This is a genomic window from Xanthobacter luteus (assembly GCF_040049235.1).
In the GTDB taxonomy this organism is placed as follows: domain Bacteria; phylum Pseudomonadota; class Alphaproteobacteria; order Rhizobiales; family Xanthobacteraceae; genus Xanthobacter.
Genome location: NZ_JBDZDO010000002.1, coordinates 23211 through 39247, shown reverse-complemented (window position 1 = coordinate 39247; position 16037 = coordinate 23211). Strand labels below are relative to the sequence as shown.

Sequence of the window (16037 nt, the reverse complement as noted above, 5' to 3'; positions counted from 1 at the left end):
GCGGCCCCTCCTCCTTTTCGCCGCACGGAGCGAGCCCGATGAACATGACCGTCCGCAAACTGCACGAAGGGGCACCGGCCATCGCCGCAGCGCCCGCCGCCGTGGTGGCCCTGCCGCCGCGCAAGCGTCCGCCGCTGGGCGAAAATGCGGTGGGCTATCTGAAGATGGTGGCGGCGAACGTGATCCCGCCTTTCCTGGTGATCGCCTTCCTGGTGGCGCTGTGGGAGATGCTGTGCAGCGCGCCCGGCGCCTCGCTGCCGCCGCCCTCCTCGATCCTGCAGAATTCCTGGGAGCTGATCTCCGATCCGTTCTACGACCGGGGCGGCCTCGACAAGGGCCTGTTCTGGCACATCCTCGCCTCGCTCCAGCGGGTGGCGGTGGGCTACAGCCTCGCCGCCGTGGTGGGCGTGGGGCTCGGCACCCTGATCGGCCAGTCCACCTGGGCCATGCGCGGGCTCGACCCGCTGTTCCAGGTGCTGCGCACGGTGCCGCCGCTCGCCTGGCTGCCGCTCTCGCTCGCCGCGTTCCGCGACGGCCAGCCGGCGGCGGTGTTCGTGATCTTCATCACCGCCATCTGGCCGATCATCATCAACACCGCGGTGGGCATCCGCAACATCCCCCAGGACTATCGCAACGTGGCGGCGGTGCTGCGGCTCAATCCCATCGAATTCTTCCTGAAGATCATGATCCCGGCGGCGGCGCCCTACATCTTCACCGGTCTTCGCATCGGCATTGGCCTCTCCTGGCTCGCCATCATCGCGGCCGAGATGCTGATCGGCGGCGTCGGCATCGGCTTCTTCATCTGGGATGCCTGGAACTCGTCGCTCATCGGCGACATCATCGTGGCGCTCATCTATGTCGGCATCGTCGGGTTCGTGCTCGACCGCATCATTGCCGCCATCGGCGCCTTCGTCACCCGCGGCACCGCCGCTTCCTGAGGAGGCCGACATGGGCGCCTACCTGAAGCTCGACCACATCGACAAGACCTTCACCCGCGGGTCCGCCTCCACCAACGTGCTCAAGGAGGTGACGCTCGACATCGAGAAGGGCGAGTACGTCTCCATCATCGGCCATTCCGGCTGCGGCAAGTCCACCTTGCTCAACATCGTCGCCGGCCTCACCGACGCCACCGCCGGCGGCGTGATCCTCGACGGGCGCGAGGTGAATTCCCCCGGCCCCGACCGCGCGGTGGTGTTTCAGAACCACTCGCTGCTGCCCTGGCTCACGGTCTACGAGAATGTGCGCCTCGCCGTGGACAAGGTGTTCTCCGGCACCCGCTCGAAGGCCGAGCGCGACGCCTGGACGATCCACAATCTCGATCTGGTGCAGATGGCCCACGCCAAGGACAAGCGCCCGTCGGAAATCTCCGGCGGCATGAAGCAGCGCGTCGGCATCGCCCGCGCGCTCGCCATGGAGCCGAAGGTGCTGCTGCTGGACGAGCCGTTCGGCGCGCTCGACGCGCTGACCCGCGCCCACCTGCAGGACAGCGTGATGCAGATCCATGCGGCGCTCGGCAACACCATCCTCATGATCACCCACGACGTGGACGAGGCGGTGCTGCTGTCCGACCGCATCGTGATGATGACCAACGGCCCCTCGGCGCGCATCGGCGAGGTGCTGGAGGTGAAGCTCGCCCGTCCGCGCAAGCGCCTCGATCTGGTGACCAACGCCACCTACCTCAAGGCCCGCGAGGCGGTGTTGAAATTCCTCCACGAGCGCCACCGCTTCGTGGAAGCCGCCTGAGCCGCGCCGGTCCCGGCCGCGCGCCGGGACCGGTGTTCCCCTGTCCGCCAGCCCAGGAGCACCGATCATGCCTCAGCGCCAAATCACGCCGAGCCAGGTGGATCTCGTCCAGTCCTCCTTCGGCCAGGTGGCGCCCATCGCCGATCAGGCGGCGGCGCTGTTCTACGGCCGCCTGTTCGAGATCGCGCCGCAGGTGAAGGAGCTGTTCAAGGCCGACATGGCCGGCCAGGGCAGGAAGCTCATGGGCACGCTCGCCGTGGCGGTGGCCGGGCTCTCCGACCTCGAGACCATCCTGCCCGCGGTGGAGGGCCTGGCCCGCCGCCACGTGGCCTACGGCGTGGAGGCCGCCCACTACAAGCCGGTGGGCGAGGCGCTGATCTGGACCCTGGAGCAGGGGCTCGGCGACGCCTTCACCCCCGCGGTGAAGGCCGCCTGGCTCTCCGCCTACGCCTTGCTCTCCACCGTCATGATCTCCGCCGCCGAGGCGGAGGTCCCGGCCGCCTGATCCTCCGGCAGACCCAGGACGACCCCATGGCCGCCCCCCTCCTCATCGTCGGCAACGGCATGGCCGCCGCGCGGCTCTGCGAGGAGCTGAGCGCCCGCGCGCTCGGGCGCCATCCGGTGTGCGTGATCGGCGCCGAGCCGCACCTCGCCTATAACCGGGTGCTGCTCTCCGAGGTGCTCGCCGGCCGCATGCGCGCCGAGGAGGCGCAGATGAAGCCGGCCCGATGGTGGCGCGACATGGGCGTGACGCTGCAATACGGCACCCCGGTCGCCGCCATCGACCGGGCGGGCCGCGCGGCGGTGCTCGCGGACGGCCGGCGCCTGCGCTACGCGCGGCTCGTGCTCGCCACCGGCTCCAGCCCCATCCGCCTGCCTCTGCCCGGCATGGACCTGGACGGCGTCCACACCTTCCGCGACCTCGCCGACGTCGAGGCGCTGCTGGCGGCCGCCCATCGGCCCGGCACCCGCGCCGTGGTGATCGGCGGCGGCCTGCTGGGCATCGAGGCCGCCGCCGGCCTCGCCGGCGCGGGGGTCGACACCACTTTGGTCCATCTCATGGACCGCCTCATGGAGCGCCAGCTCGACGCCCCCGCCGCCGCTCTGCTGCGCCAGGCGGTGGAGGCGCGCGGCGTGAAGGTGGAGCTTTCCGCCTTCAGCGACGCGGTGGCGGGCGCGGGCCGGGTGGAGGGCCTGAGGCTCAAGGACGGGCGCACCCTCCCCGCCGACCTTCTGGTGGTGGCGTGCGGCGTCGCCCCCAATTGCGACCTCGCCCGCGCCGCCGGCCTGAAGGTGGGACGCGGCATCGAGGTGGACGACACGCTGGCCACCAGCGACCCGGCGATCTTCGCCATCGGCGAATGCTGCGAGCATCGCGGCGTCACCTATGGCCTCGTCGCCCCGGCCTACGAGCAGGCGGCGGTGCTCGCCCAAAGGCTCGCCGGCGCGGATGCCCGCTATGGCGGCTCGGTGGTCTCCACCAACCTCAAGGTCTCCGGCGTCCACGTGTTCTCGGCGGGGGACGTGGCCGGCGGGGAAGGCGCCGAGGACATCGTCCTCGCCGACCGCCGTCTCGGCCTCTACCGCCGGCTGGTGATCCGCGACGGCGCGCTGGTGGGTGCCGTGCTGTTCGGGGATACGGCCGACGGCCCGTTCTATCTCGACCTCATCACCCGCCGCACCCCCATCGCCACGGTGCGCGCCGAGCTCGCCTTCGGCCGCCTGGCGGCGGCTGCCGCAGCCTGACAAGAAGAAGAAAGGGAACGTTCATGGGCGCCGATTTCACCACCGACCAGAAGCGCTATCTGGAAGGCTTCGTCTCCGGTGCCAAGGCGGTGCAGATCGCCCGCGGCGCGGCCCCCGCCGCCCGCCCCTCCGCCCAGCCCGCCGCCGAGCAAACCGGCCCCGATGCGGCGAGCCACAGGGCCATGGCCCGCACCGAGGCGCAGGGCAGGAAGCTCACGGCCGAGGAGAAGGCCAAGCGCGAGGAGCTGGGGCTCGACGCCTACGACCGCATGCGCCACGCCGCCCGCGACGGGGTCTTCCCCAAGGGCCAGGACGTGCTGCGCTGGAAATATCACGGCCTGTTCTATGTCGCCCCGGCGCAGGACAGCTTCATGTGCCGCATGCGCATTCCCGGCGGCATCCTCACAAACTGGCAGTTGCGCGGCGTCGCCGACATCGCCGCGCGCCACGGCGGCGGCTATTGCGACATCACCACCCGCGCCAACCTGCAGATCCGCGACATCCCGGCGACCGACGGCATCGCCGTGCTGGAGGGGCTGGTTTCCCTCGGCCTCACGGCCAAGGGCTCCGGCGCCGACAACATCCGCAACGTCACCGGCACCCCCACCGCCGGCATCGACCCGCAGGAGCTTCTCGACACCCGCCCGCTGGCCAGCGCCTGGCACCATTACATCCTGAATTGCCGCGACATGTACGGCCTGCCGCGCAAGTTCAACGTCGCGTTCGACGGCGCCGGCACCATCGGCGCGCTGGAGGACACCAACGACATCGGCTTCCAGGCGGTGGACGTGATGGACGGCTTCGGCATCGCCCCCGGCGTGTGGCTGCGCCTCGTGCTCGGCGGCATCACCGGCCACAGGGATTTTGCCCGCGACACCGGCATCGTCGTGCGGCCCGAGGAGGCGGTGGACGTGGCGGCGGCCATCGTGCGCGCCTTCATCGACACCGGCGACCGCACCGACCGCAAGAAGGCGCGGCTCAAATACGTGCTCGACGCCATGGGCTTCGACGGCTTCCTGAAGCTGCTGGAGAACAAGCTCGGCCGCCCCTTCACCCGCCTTGCCGCCGCGGCGGTGAAGCCGCGCGCCGAGCCGGACCGCCTCGCCCATCTGGGCGTCCATGCGCAGAAGCAGGCGGGGCTGAACTACGTCGGCGTCGGCCTGCCCGCAGGGCGCATGAGCGTCGCCCAGATGCGCGGCCTCGCCGACATTGCCGGCCGCCTCGGCGACGGCGACATCCGCCTCACGGTCTGGCAGAACCTGCTCATCTCCGGTGTCGCCGATGCCGATGTGGCGGCCGTGACGGGCGCCGTGGAGGCGCTCGGCCTCACCACCAAGGCAACGCCGCTCCAGGCCGGCATCGTCGCCTGCACGGGGTCGAAGGGCTGCCGCTTCGCGGCGGCCGACACCAAGGGCACCGCGCGCGAGATCCTCAGCCATTGCGAGGCGCGGCTCGCCCTCGACGGGCCGGTGAACATCCATGTCACCGGCTGCCACCATTCCTGCGCCCAGCATTATATCGGCGACATCGGGCTGATCGGGGCGCGGGTGCCCGTCAATGACGACGGGGACACGGTGGACGGCTATCACATCCTCGTCGGCGGAGGCTTCGGCAGCGCGGCCGCCATCGCCCACGAGCTCTACCAGAACGTGAAGGCTGAGGACGCCCCGCTGGTGGTGGAACGGCTGCTGAAAAGCTGGCTCGCCCACCGCGCCGAGGGGGAGACCTTCGCCCAATTCACCCGCCGCCTCGATCCCGACGCGCTGAGGGCGCTGGCGGAGGCGGCATGAGCCCCCAGCTCCCTTCCATTCAGCCGCTTCGCGACCGTTTGCGCTGGGCCCCGGCTCGCATTCCGCTGGCGCTCCATGCGTCCGGGGCGCGAGGGCGGGCGCGTGTCCCGGCCGACTGCAACGGAGCGAAGCGCCGTGGAAGGAGAGCCGGGACCCAGCGCAATACCGGCGCGCCGATGGCGCGCGCCCTGACCGAGACCCACCCATGAGCCTCCAGTCCCGCCCCCCCATCGTCCCGGTTCTGCCCGACAGCGCGCCCTTCACCGACGAGCAGCGCGCGTGGCTGAACGGCTTCTTCGCCGCCATCCTCTCCTCGGAGGCCGCCCCCGCGCCCATGGCCCTTTCGGCGGGCGACGCGGCGGCGCTGATGCCGGACATCTCCGCGCCGGCGCCTGCCGCCGAAGCGGGCGACGGCGCCGACGATGGGGCCCCTTGGCACGACCCCGCCATGCCGCTGGCCGAGCGCATGGCGCTCGCCGAGGGCCGGCCGCTGCCGCGCCGGCTCATGGCCGCCATGGCGCAGCAGGATTGCGGCCAGTGCGGCTATGTCTGCGAGACCTATGCCGCCGCCATCGCCGCGGGCGCGGAACCCAAGCTCAATCTCTGCGCCCCCGGCGGCAAGGAGACCCTGCGGGCGCTGAAGCAGCTCACGGAAGGGGCCGCGACGCCCGCGCCCGCGGCGGCCGATGCGGCGGCCAAGCCCGCGCCCGCTGCCGCGGCCGCGCCCGCGCCGATCGGCACGCGGGACAATCCCGGCACCGTCACCTTCCTCGGCCGCCGGCGGCTCAACAAGGAGGGGTCCGAGAAGGAGACCTTCCACATCGACTTCGACCTCGAAGGCTCGGGGCTCGATTATGCGGCCGGCGACAGCTTCGGCATCTTTCCGGTGAACGATCCGGCGCTGGTGGACCAGGTGATCGCCGCGATCCACGCCCCCTGGGACTTCCCGATCGCCGACAAGACCCTGCGCGAGGTGCTGACGCACGAGGTGTGCCTGAAGGCGCCGCCGGACGCGCTGTTCCAGCTGGTCTCCTATCTGGTCGGCGGCGCGCGCCGGGACAAGGCGAAGCGCCTTGCCGCCGGCGAGGACCCCGACGGCGATGCCGCGCTCCTCGACGTGCTGGCGGCGCTGGAGAAGTTCCCCGGCATCCGGCCCGATCCGGAGGCCTTCGTCGAATGCCTGGAGCCGCTGCAGCCGCGCCTTTATTCCATCTCCTCGAGCCCGGCCGCGACGCCGGGCCGGCTGTCGCTCACCGTCGACAAGGTGCGCTACGCCGCGTTCGGGCGCGAGCGTCTGGGGGTGGCGTCCAGCTTCCTCGGCGACCGCATCCCGGACGGCACGAAGCTCAAGGCCTATATCCAGAAGGCCCATGGCTTCGGCCTGCCGCAGGACCCGGCGAAGGGTGTCATCATGGTGGGGCCGGGCACCGGCATCGCCCCGTTCCGCGCCTTCCTGCACGAGCGCGCCGCCACCCGGGCGCCGGGCAAGAACTGGCTGTTCTTCGGCCACCAGCGGCGCGACACGGACTTCTTCTACGAGGAGGAGCTTTCGGCGTTCCAGGCGGAGGGCGTCCTCACCCGCCTCGACACCGCCTGGTCGCGGGACGGCGCGCGCAAGGTCTATGTCCAGGACCAGATCCGCGCCGCCGGCGCCGAGCTCTGGACCTGGATCGAGGACGGTGCGCATTTTTACATCTGCGGCGACGCCAAGCGCATGGCCAAGGACGTGGAGGCGGCGCTCGCCGAGGTGGCGGCCAGCCATGGCGGCCTGGGGCCCGACAAGGCGGCGGCCTTCCTCGCCGATCTGAAGAAGGCCGGGCGCTACCAGGCGGACGTCTACTGATGGGCAAAGCGATGGCTCAGGCAGAGCGGGTTCCGGCAGCGCGCGGGAGCGGACGTTGAACGCCTTTTCGGCTTCGCCCGCGGTGAAGACCACCTGCCCCTATTGCGGCGTCGGCTGCGGCGTCGCCGTGGTGCCGGACGGCGCCGGCGGCGCCCATGTGGAGGGCGACAAGGCCCATCCCGCCAATATCGGCCGGCTGTGCTCCAAGGGCGCGGCGCTGGGCGAGACGCTCGGGCTTTCGACGCGCCTGCTTTATCCCATGATGCGCGCCGGCGACGGCCCGCTCGAGCGCACCAGCTGGGCGGCGGCGCTCGACCGGGTGGCGGCGGACCTTCGCGCCATCATCGACCGTCACGGGCCGGGCGCGGTCGCCTTCTATCTGTCCGGCCAGCTCCTGACCGAGGACTATTACGTCGCCAACAAGCTCGCCAAGGGGTTCCTCGGCACCGCCCATGTGGACACCAATTCCCGGCTCTGCATGGCCTCGTCGGTGGCGGGCCACAAGCGCGCCTTCGGCTCCGACACCGTGCCCGGCTGCTATGAGGACCTGGAGGCGGCGGACCTCGTCGTCCTGGTGGGCTCCAATGCCGCCTTCTGCCATCCGGTGCTGTTCCGCCGCATGGAGGCGGCGCGAGCGCAGCGCGGCACCAAGATCGTCGTCATCGACCCGCGCGGCACCCAGACCGCCGCCGAGGCGGACCTGGTGCTGCCCCTCGCCCATGGCACGGACGCGATCCTGTTCGCGGGGCTGCTGGTCCATCTCGCCGAGAGCGGACGGGTGGATCCGGCCTTCATCGCCGCCCACACGCAAGGCTATGCCGCGACATTGGACGCAGCGCGCGAAATCGCCGCGACTCCCGCGACGACGGCGCGGGCCTGTGGCCTCGAAGAGGCGGACGTTGCCGCGTTCTTCCACCTGTTCGCCGGGACCGAGAAGGTGGTCACCTGCTACTCGCAGGGGGTCAACCAGGCGGCCCAGGGGACCGACAAGGTGGGCGCCATCCTGAACTGCCACCTCGCCACCGGGCGGATCGGCAAACCCGGGCTCGGCCCGTTCTCCTTGACCGGCCAGCCCAACGCCATGGGCGGGCGCGAGGTCGGCGGGCTCGCCAACCAACTGGCTGCCCACATGGGATTTTCTCCCGCCGAGGTGGACCTGGTGCGGCGCTTCTGGTCGGCGCCGCGGATGGCCGAGCGCGAGGGGCTGAAGGCGGTGGACATGTTCGCCGCCATCGGCCGGGGCGAGATCAAGGCGCTGTGGGTGATGGGCACCAACCCCGCCGTGAGCCTGCCCCAGGCCGGCGCCGTGCGGGCGGCGCTGGCGAGGCTCGACCTCTTCGTCCTTTCCGAAAACGTAATCGCCACAGACACTTCCTCCTGCCGCCCCCACGTGATGCTGCCCGCCGCCGCCTGGGGCGAGAAGGACGGGACCGTGACCAATTCCGAGCGCCGGATCTCGCGCCAGCGCGCCTTCCTGCCGCTGCCGGGCGAGGCGCGGCACGGCTGGTGGTCGCTGTGCGAAGTGGCGCGCCGGCTCGGCTTCGGCGACGCCTTCGCCTTTGCCTCGCCGGCCGACATCTTCCGCGAGCACGCCGCGCTCTCGGGCTTCGAGAACAACGGCGCCCGCGACTTCGACATCGCCGGCCTCGCCACCCTCTCGGACGCGGCCTATGACGCGCTGGAGCCGGTGCAATGGCCGGTGCCGGCGGGCGGCGGCGGCACGGCGCGGCTGTTCGCCGACGGCGGCTTCTTCACCCAGGACCGCCGCGCCCGCTTCATCGTCCCCGCGCCGGTCGCGGCGGCGCAGGGGCAAGAGGGCTTCCCGCTGCTGCTCAACACCGGACGCCTGCGCGACCAGTGGCACACCATGACCCGCACCGGCCTCTCGCCGCGCCTCGCCGCCCACGAGCCGGCGCCGTTCGTCGCCGTCCATCCCGACGACGCGGCGCGCCTCGGCCTGGTCCATGGCGGCCTTGCGCGGGTGGCGAGCGCCGCGGGGGAGACGGTGCTGGAGGTGCGCGCCGATCCGCGCCAGCCGGCGGGGACGGTGTTCGCGCCCATTCACTGGAGCTTCGCCAATTGCTCCCACGGGCCGATCGGAGCGGTCGTGCATGCGCTGACCGACCCGTTCTCCGGCCAGCCGGATGCCAAGGCGACGCCGATCCGCTTGGCGCCCGTGCCGGCTCCCTTTGAGGGCGTGCTGCTGGCGCGCTCCGACATGGCGATGCCTCACGGCGTCTGGTGGGCGCGCGCGGCGCTGGCGGGCGGCTTCGGTTGGCGCCATTCGGGCACGCTCGGGCCCACGGCCTGGGCGGACTGGTTCCGCGCTGTGGCCGGCGAAGACCTCTTGGAGATGACCGACCTGGCCGGCGGCGCCTATCGGGCGGCTGCGTTCGATGCCGAAGGACGGCTTGCCCTCGCCCTGTTTCTTGCCCCCGCCGGCGCGCGGCCGAACGTCGACGCGCTGAAGGGTCTGCTCGGCCCGCAACCGGTCTCGTCGGAGGATCGCCGCGTGCTGCTCGCGGGGCGGCGCGCCGGGCACGGCGCGGCGAACGGACCGCTGGTGTGCGCCTGCTTCGGCGTGTCGAAGGGGGAGATCGAGGCCGCCATCGGCTCCGGCTGCGCGGACGCGGCGGCGGTGGGCCGCGCGCTCAAGGCGGGCACCAATTGCGGCTCCTGCGTACCGGAGATCCGCGCGCTTCTTTCGCGGGCCGCACCCGAGCTGCCCGCCGCTCAACCGAATGCCGACGTCGCGGCCTGAGGTCCCCGGTTGGGGGGCCGGGGTGGCGGGAGGCGACGTCCTGCGTCGCCTCCCGCCACGTCATGTCAACCTTCCTTCTTGGCGCGCTCAATGCCTTCGAGGATCAGCTTCTGCGCCTCCTCGGCGTTGCCCCAGCGCACGATCTTCACCCACTTGTTGGGCTCGAGATCCTTGTAGTGCTCGAAGAAGTGCTCGATCTGCTTCAGCGTGATGTCCGGCAGGTCGGAATAGTTCACCACCCGGTCGTAGCGCTGGGTCAGCTTGTGCGACGGCACGGCGATGATCTTCTCGTCCTGGCCGCTCTCGTCCTCCATCAGCAGGACGCCGACCGGACGCACGCTGATATAGGCGCCCGGGACGATGGCACGGGTGTTGGCCACCAGCACGTCGCACGGGTCGCCGTCGCCCGAGAGCGTGTGCGGGATGAAGCCGTAATTCCCCGGATAGCGCATGGCGGTATAAAGGAAGCGATCGACGAAGAGCGTGCCCGCCGCTTTGTCCATCTCATACTTGATGGGCTCGCCGCCGATGGGCACCTCGATCACCACGTTCACGTCGTTGGGCGGGTTCTTGCCGATCGGAATCGCATCGATGCGCATGTCACACTCGCAATTGGGCCAGGAGCACGCGCCCGATCGGCTGGCATCGCCCGCGGATCGGAAAAGCGCGTTCTCCATCAAATTCAGAGGGCGAGTCACCGAGCAGATTGATTCAATTTGCTTGGATCGCGCTCCCAGGGGCGCACGAGCTAGAGCACGCGCCGAGCCGCTTGCAAAGCTAGCTGATCGGCGAATGGCGCCGCGGTCGCCTGCCGGACAGGAACCGCGCCCGAGCCAACCGCGCCCGAGCCCATGCGGGCGCTACCGCTGCCAAGCGAAGGCCACCTTGTCCAGCGATTTCGTGCCGAACTGCTCGGTCGAGGATGCGACCGGTTGCCCGCCCAGCGCCTTGTAGAAGCCCACGGCGTTCTCGTTGTCGGCGAGCGCCCACACCACGAGCCCGTCGAGCCGGGCGAGCGCGAGGTCCCGTCTTGCCGCCGAGAACAGGCGCTGGCCGAAGCCGAGGCCCTGATAGAGCGGCTGGAGGTAGATCTCGTAGATCTCGCCGCCGAACGGCAGGCTCTTGGCCCGGTTGCCGCCGAAATTGACGTAGCCCGCGACGTCATCGCCCACCAGCAGAACCGAGATGCGGCTGCCACGCCGGATCGCCGCGTCCCACCATTTGGGGCCGCGCCGCTCGACCATGCGCTCGAGCTCGATGCCGGGGATCAGGCCCCGATAGGCCCCGCGCCAAGCCACGTCGTGCACCGCCGCGATCGCCGGTGCGTCGGCGGGCTTCGCCCTACGGATTTCGATCAGGCCCGTGCTCATGACCCTGATGGAAGCAAACCACGGGCCGCCCATCAAGTGGCAAGGCGCGGCGATGCACCAAATCCAGCGAGAGATGGGCCGTCGCGGGCGCCGGATCCGCCGCTGCGGGCCTGCCTGCGCCACCGATCGCATCCTCCATCGCATGCCGGCCGTGCGCGCGAGGGGCTACAGGCGGGGCGCGGGCCGTGACATAAGGAGGCACCGACCACCGGCGGGACGCAGCGCCCGCGGCAAAGAACCCGAAAGGGCCGCCCTCGCTCATGATCCGCTTCTCCCTGCGATTCACCGGCTTCTGGCTGCTGGCGGCCGGCTTCGTCGCCCTGATCGTCGACGGCACGCGCTCGATCGCCGCCTCGGCTCTGATTTTGATGTCGGCGGGCGATGCCTGGTATGCGGTATCTCCCGGAAGCCTCGCCGCCCTCGAATCCTGGGCCCGGACGAAATCCCCGGCCCTGTGGGAGACCGCGATCACCTCGGTGCTGTCGGTGCCGGCGTTTCTGCTGCTGCTGGTGCTCGGCATCGCGCTGATGACGCTCGGCCGGGTGCGCGAGCGCTCGCGCTTCGAGGCCGGCTGACCGCGGAGCCCCGAACGCCCGCCAAGATCCCGCTGCCGGTGCGCCCCTCGCGCAACGGCGACGCGCACCCCATATCTGGGGTCCGGGCCGACCAAGGCCTCATGCCTTTGTGATGGCCGCGCCCGGGGTCCTGTCTCATGATGCGCCGATTGGCCCCGCCCGGTCCGGGCGCGGGGCGTCGCGCGCGAGGAGCCGAGCCATGCTCTTTTTCCGCAAGTCGCTGGAGCTTCCCACCAAGGAAGAGGCGCTCAAGGGGCGCGACGCCGCCATCCCCACGGCGCGCGACCACTTCGTCAATTCCCACCCGCTGAAGGGCCCCTACCCCGCGGGGCTGAAGAGCGCCGTGTTCGCGCTCGGCTGCTTCTGGGGCGCCGAGCGCAAGTTCTGGCAGCAGCCGGGGGTCTGGGTGACGGCGGTGGGCTACATTGCCGGCCACACGCCGAACCCGACCTATGAGGAGGTATGTTCCGGCCGCACCGGCCACACCGAGGCGGTGCTGGTGCTGTACGACCCCACGATCGTGTCGTTCGACCAGCTGCTGAAGCTGTTCTTCGAGGCCCACGATCCGACCCAGGGCATGCGCCAGGGCAACGACACCGGCACTCAATACCGTTCCGGCATCTATGTGAGCGACCCCGCCGACCTTGCCCGGGCCGAGGCCGCGAAGGCTGCTTATGGGGCCGCGCTGAAGGCCAAGGGCTTCGGGCCGGTCACCACGGAGATCGCCGACGCGGGCCCGTTCTACTTCGCCGAGGACTACCACCAGCAGTATCTGGCGAAGAACCCCCACGGCTATTGCGGCATCGGCGGCACCGGCGTCGCCTGCCCGATCGGCACCGGGGTGGCGGCCGAATAGGGCCGCGGGAGCCGGGCCGCGCGCCCGGCTTTTGCTGCCGGCGTAGGAGGCTGCGGGCGGGTTTGCGCCCGCAGTTCGACGTCAGATCAAACCACCTGTTCCTCAAAGGCCTAGAGCCGCCGCGACGGCGCGGTGCGAGACCTCGCGCCGGTTCACGATGGCGATCCCGCCGGCGCCGGCAGGCCGCTGCCGCCGGCTCGCCCTTTCCTCCCGCACCGGCGCGGCCTATGCAGAGGCAACCCACCGCCGGAGCCTCCCATGCCGAGCTATGCCTTTCCGCCCGCCGCCGTCCCGGCCTTGCCCATCGTCGGCGGCGATGCCTTGTTTCCGGTCCACCGCATCTATTGCGTCGGCCGCAACTTCGCCGACCACGCCATCGAGATGGGCCACGACCCCTCCAAGGAGCAGCCGTTCTTCTTCCAGAAGAACCCCGACACCCTGGTGCATTCCGGCGCCACCATTGCCTATCCCAAGGGCAGCCGGGACGTGCACCACGAGGTGGAACTGGTGGTGGCCTTGAAGCAGGGCGGCGAGGACATTCCGGTCGAGCGCGCCCTCGATCACGTGTTCGGCTATGCGGTGGGCCTCGACCTCACCCGCCGCGACCTCCAGGCCGAGGCCAAGAAGCTCGGCCGGCCGTGGGAGGTCGCCAAGGCGTTCGAGGAATCCGCCCCCTGCAGCGCCATCGTGCCGGTGGCCATCTGCGGCCATCCCGACCAGGGCCGCATCTTCCTCAACGTGAACGGCGCCACGCGCCAGGATGGCGACCTCAACCAGATGATCTGGAAGGTGCCGGAGATGATCGCGATCCTCTCCACCTTGTTCCGCCTCGCACCCGGCGACCTGATCTTCGCCGGCACCCCGGCCGGCGTCGGCCCCATCGGGCGTGGCGACGTGCTGGAGGGTGGCGTGGACAATGTGGGCGAGGTCCGCCTCACCATCGGCTGAGGGCGCGCGTCCACGGCGCACGCCTTCAAAGGGTCGCCTGATCCGAAAGCCATCGGGCGGCCGCCTGCCGCGTCGCGGCGAGCACGGCGGCGCCCAGCGCCTCGCCGACCGCCGTGTGCAGGCCGGCATAATCGTGGGGCGCCGCGCCCGGACGGCCGGCGGGCGCGCTCACCACGACGCAGTCGGTGCCGGTGCCCGAGACCGGCGCCTCCTGGCCCTCCCGGCGATACCCGGCCTCCAGAATGGCGAGGGTGCGCGCCTCCACCGCGATGGAGAGCGCCTCCACCAGCGCCGCGTCGGTGAGCGGCACCGAGACCGCCGCGAGGAGGTTCACGGTGCCCCAGCGCGCCGCTGTCCGGCGCGCAATCCGCGCCCCCACCCGCTCCCCGTTGTTGAGCCCGAGGGTGACGAGGCTGGCCGCGGCGATGCCCTCCACCTCCGACGTCGCCTGGTGATGGCGCGAAACGTCCCGCGAGGTCATCAGCCCCACCGCGTCGGCGAGCCCCGCCTGGTCGAGGCGGGCTGCGAGCAATGCCCGCGGATCCACCTGCGGTGCCAGATCGCCGTCCCGCACCTCCAGGATCGCCACCTGCCGCGCGACCACGAAGCCGGGCCGGGTGATCGACCAGGAGAGCATGCGCCGGGGCGCGGCAAAGCGCGCCACCAGGAGCGGCCGCCGCGCCTCGATCTCGAACAGCGGTGGGTTCAACGATAGGCCTTCAGCGCCAGCACGGCATTGAGGCCGCCAAAGGCGAAGGCATTCACGAGCGCGTGCTCCACCGCATGGACGCGCGCCGCATTGGGCACGCAGTCGATGGCGCAGTCCGGGTCCGGCACCCGGTAGCCCATGGTCGGCGGCACGAAGCCCTCGCGCATGGCGAGCACGGTGCCGAGCACCCCCAGCGCGCCCGCCGCGCCGAGGCAGTGGCCGTGCATGGACTTGGTGGAGGAGACCGGCAGCGTGTCGAGCCGGGCGCCGAACACCGCGCGCAGCGCCGCCGTCTCGGTCTTGTCGTTGAGCACCGTGCCGGTGCCGTGCGCGCTCACATAGTCCACCCGTTCGGGCGGAAGCCCCGCATCGGCGAGGGCGAGGCGCATGGCGCGCGCGGTGCTGGTGCCGTCCGGGGCGGTGATGTCGTTGCCGTCGGCGCTCATGCCGAAGCCCACCACCTCGGCGAGGATCTCGGCGCCGCGCGCCCGCGCGCGCTCCAATTCCTCCAGCACCACGACACCGCCGGCCTCGCCCAAGACGAGGCCGTTGCGGTCCGCCGAGAACGGGCGGCAGCCATCCGGGCTCAGCACCCGCAGCGCCTCCCAGCTCTTGCTGAGGCCCGGCGTGTGCGGCGCCTCGCTGCCGCCGCTCAGCGCCACGTCGATGAGGCCGGCGCGGATCATCTGGAAGCTGAGGCCGATGGCGTGGCTCGCCGAGGAGCAGGCGGAGGCCACCGCGAAGGACGGCCCCAGCACCTTGTGCGCCATGGAAATCTGGCTCGCCGAGGAGGACGGCATGGAGCGCGGCACGGTGAAGGGATGGGGGCGGCCGGGCGGGGTCGCGTTGAGGCGCCGATAGCCGTCCTCGATGGACTGGAAGCCCACGGAGGCGCCGTAGATCACGCCGGCTTTCTCGGGCGGAAGGCCGTCGAGGGCGTCGCCCGCCTGCGCCACCGCCTCGCGGGCGGCGACCAGAGCGAGCTCGGAATTGCGGTCCATGAGGCCGCGCTGGCGCGTGTCGAACCATGCGTCCGGGTCGAAGTCGGCCACCTCGGCGAAGCATTTGACGCGCAGCTGTGCGCCGTCCATGAGCCGGGTCGGGCCGATGCCGACCGTGCCTGCTTTCAGGCTCGCCAGATGCTCGGCCACGTTGGCGCCGATGGACGAGACCGCGCCGAGACCGGTGATGACGACCCGCCGGGCTGAGGAAGGGCTCATGGTTCAGCCGGCGGACGACGCCGACGCCTTGCCGGACTTGGCGTCGATGAGCTTCATCACATGGTCCACCAAGGTGAAGACCGGCACGTCGGTGGTCTCCAGCGGGCCTTCGGAAGGGATCTCGATCTGGAACCGGTCCTCGATCTTGAAGATCAGCTCCACGAGATCGAGCGAGCCGATGCCGAGATCCGAGACCGTGGTGTTTTCATCCACGATGGACGGGTCGACGGAGGCCTCGTCCGCGATGACTTCCAGGATCTGTCTCTTGCGCGCCTCGACATCCACCACCGCGACACCTCCAGGCCGATCCCGCCGTCCGCCCTCCAGAGGGCCGACCCCGGCGAGGGCGGGGCTAACATGCACAGGCTCCCACCGGATGTCCACCGGGGGCGAGCCCGCCCGCGCCATCGTGTCCCGGCGCTTCCGCGGCCCCGTGCGACGGTCCTGCGGCGGCGGCCTTGCCCTTCCCGGAACGC

15 protein-coding genes are annotated in these 16037 nt (G+C 71.1%); 10 read left to right on the top strand and 5 right to left on the bottom strand.

Going from position 1 to position 16037, the window contains the following annotated elements; genetic code table 11:
• Positions 1-38 precede the first annotated feature (38 nt).
• The 7 genes from ntrB to ABLE88_RS08830 all read left to right on the top strand — a co-directional run bounded on the left by ntrB (position 39) and on the right by ABLE88_RS08830 (position 9883).
• Positions 39-938 (top strand): nitrate ABC transporter permease, encoded by a 900-nt coding sequence (ntrB, locus tag ABLE88_RS08860; protein WP_348831162.1) that lies wholly within the window; start codon positions 39-41, stop codon positions 936-938.
• Positions 939-948: 10 nt separating this feature from the next.
• Positions 949-1743 carry an ABC transporter ATP-binding protein gene (locus ABLE88_RS08855; RefSeq protein WP_348831161.1) on the top strand — a complete coding sequence of 265 codons (795 nt, stop codon included), beginning with the start codon at positions 949-951 and terminating at the stop codon, positions 1741-1743.
• 82 nt (positions 1744-1825) lie between these two features.
• Entirely contained in the window at positions 1826-2248 is a 423-nt protein-coding gene (locus tag ABLE88_RS08850; RefSeq protein ID WP_348831638.1) for a globin family protein, read from the top strand.
• Positions 2249-2274: 26 nt separating this feature from the next.
• Positions 2275-3489 carry an NAD(P)/FAD-dependent oxidoreductase gene (locus tag ABLE88_RS08845; protein WP_348831160.1) on the top strand — a complete coding sequence of 405 codons (1215 nt, stop codon included), beginning with the start codon at positions 2275-2277 and terminating at the stop codon, positions 3487-3489.
• Positions 3490-3512: 23 nt separating this feature from the next.
• Positions 3513-5279: a NirA family protein gene (locus ABLE88_RS08840; RefSeq protein ID WP_348831159.1), complete on the top strand. Its 1767-nt coding sequence runs from the start codon at positions 3513-3515 to the stop codon at positions 5277-5279.
• Between the two features lie 205 nt (positions 5280-5484).
• Positions 5485-7122: a sulfite reductase subunit alpha gene (locus ABLE88_RS08835; RefSeq protein ID WP_348831158.1), complete on the top strand. Its 1638-nt coding sequence runs from the start codon at positions 5485-5487 to the stop codon at positions 7120-7122.
• 55 nt (positions 7123-7177) lie between these two features.
• The gene (locus ABLE88_RS08830) at positions 7178-9883 is read left to right on the top strand and encodes a nitrate reductase (protein ID WP_348831157.1); all 2706 of its coding nucleotides are present in this window, start codon (positions 7178-7180) and stop codon (positions 9881-9883) included.
• Positions 9884-9948: 65 nt separating this feature from the next.
• Here the strand turns inward: ABLE88_RS08830 and ppa are convergent, their stop codons facing one another.
• Both ppa and ABLE88_RS08820 read right to left on the bottom strand, forming a co-directional pair.
• Positions 9949-10482 carry an inorganic diphosphatase gene (ppa, locus tag ABLE88_RS08825; protein ID WP_348831156.1) on the bottom strand — a complete coding sequence of 178 codons (534 nt, stop codon included), beginning with the start codon at positions 10480-10482 and terminating at the stop codon, positions 9949-9951.
• A 261-nt stretch (positions 10483-10743) separates the two neighbouring features.
• Positions 10744-11253, bottom strand: a complete 510-nt coding sequence (locus ABLE88_RS08820; RefSeq protein WP_348831155.1) for a GNAT family N-acetyltransferase — start codon at positions 11251-11253, stop codon at positions 10744-10746.
• A 260-nt stretch (positions 11254-11513) separates the two neighbouring features.
• Here ABLE88_RS08820 and ABLE88_RS08815 point away from each other — a divergent pair, with 260 nt between their 5' ends.
• From ABLE88_RS08815 to ABLE88_RS08805, 3 genes are all read left to right on the top strand, one after another.
• Complete coding sequence (locus ABLE88_RS08815) at positions 11514-11828, top strand: hypothetical protein (RefSeq protein WP_348831154.1); 315 nt, start codon at positions 11514-11516, stop codon at positions 11826-11828.
• Positions 11829-12027: 199 nt separating this feature from the next.
• On the top strand, positions 12028-12684 hold the full coding sequence (gene msrA / locus ABLE88_RS08810; protein ID WP_348831153.1) for a peptide-methionine (S)-S-oxide reductase MsrA: 657 nt from the start codon (positions 12028-12030) through the stop codon (positions 12682-12684).
• 258 nt (positions 12685-12942) lie between these two features.
• Positions 12943-13632 carry a fumarylacetoacetate hydrolase family protein gene (locus ABLE88_RS08805; protein WP_348831152.1) on the top strand — a complete coding sequence of 230 codons (690 nt, stop codon included), beginning with the start codon at positions 12943-12945 and terminating at the stop codon, positions 13630-13632.
• Positions 13633-13657: 25 nt separating this feature from the next.
• Here the strand turns inward: ABLE88_RS08805 and ABLE88_RS08800 are convergent, their stop codons facing one another.
• The 3 genes from ABLE88_RS08800 to ABLE88_RS08790 are packed head-to-tail and all read right to left on the bottom strand — an operon-like array spanning position 13658 to position 15849.
• Entirely contained in the window at positions 13658-14341 is a 684-nt protein-coding gene (locus ABLE88_RS08800; RefSeq protein WP_348831151.1) for an adenosylcobinamide amidohydrolase, read from the bottom strand.
• The gene (locus ABLE88_RS08795) at positions 14338-15561 is read right to left on the bottom strand and encodes a beta-ketoacyl-[acyl-carrier-protein] synthase family protein (RefSeq protein WP_348831150.1); all 1224 of its coding nucleotides are present in this window, start codon (positions 15559-15561) and stop codon (positions 14338-14340) included. Before ABLE88_RS08795 ends, ABLE88_RS08800 begins: the two co-directional genes overlap by 4 nt.
• A 3-nt stretch (positions 15562-15564) precedes the next feature.
• A complete protein-coding gene (locus ABLE88_RS08790) occupies positions 15565-15849 on the bottom strand; it encodes an acyl carrier protein (protein WP_348831149.1) in 285 nt (94 codons plus the stop codon).
• Between the last annotated feature and the right edge of the window lie 188 nt (positions 15850-16037).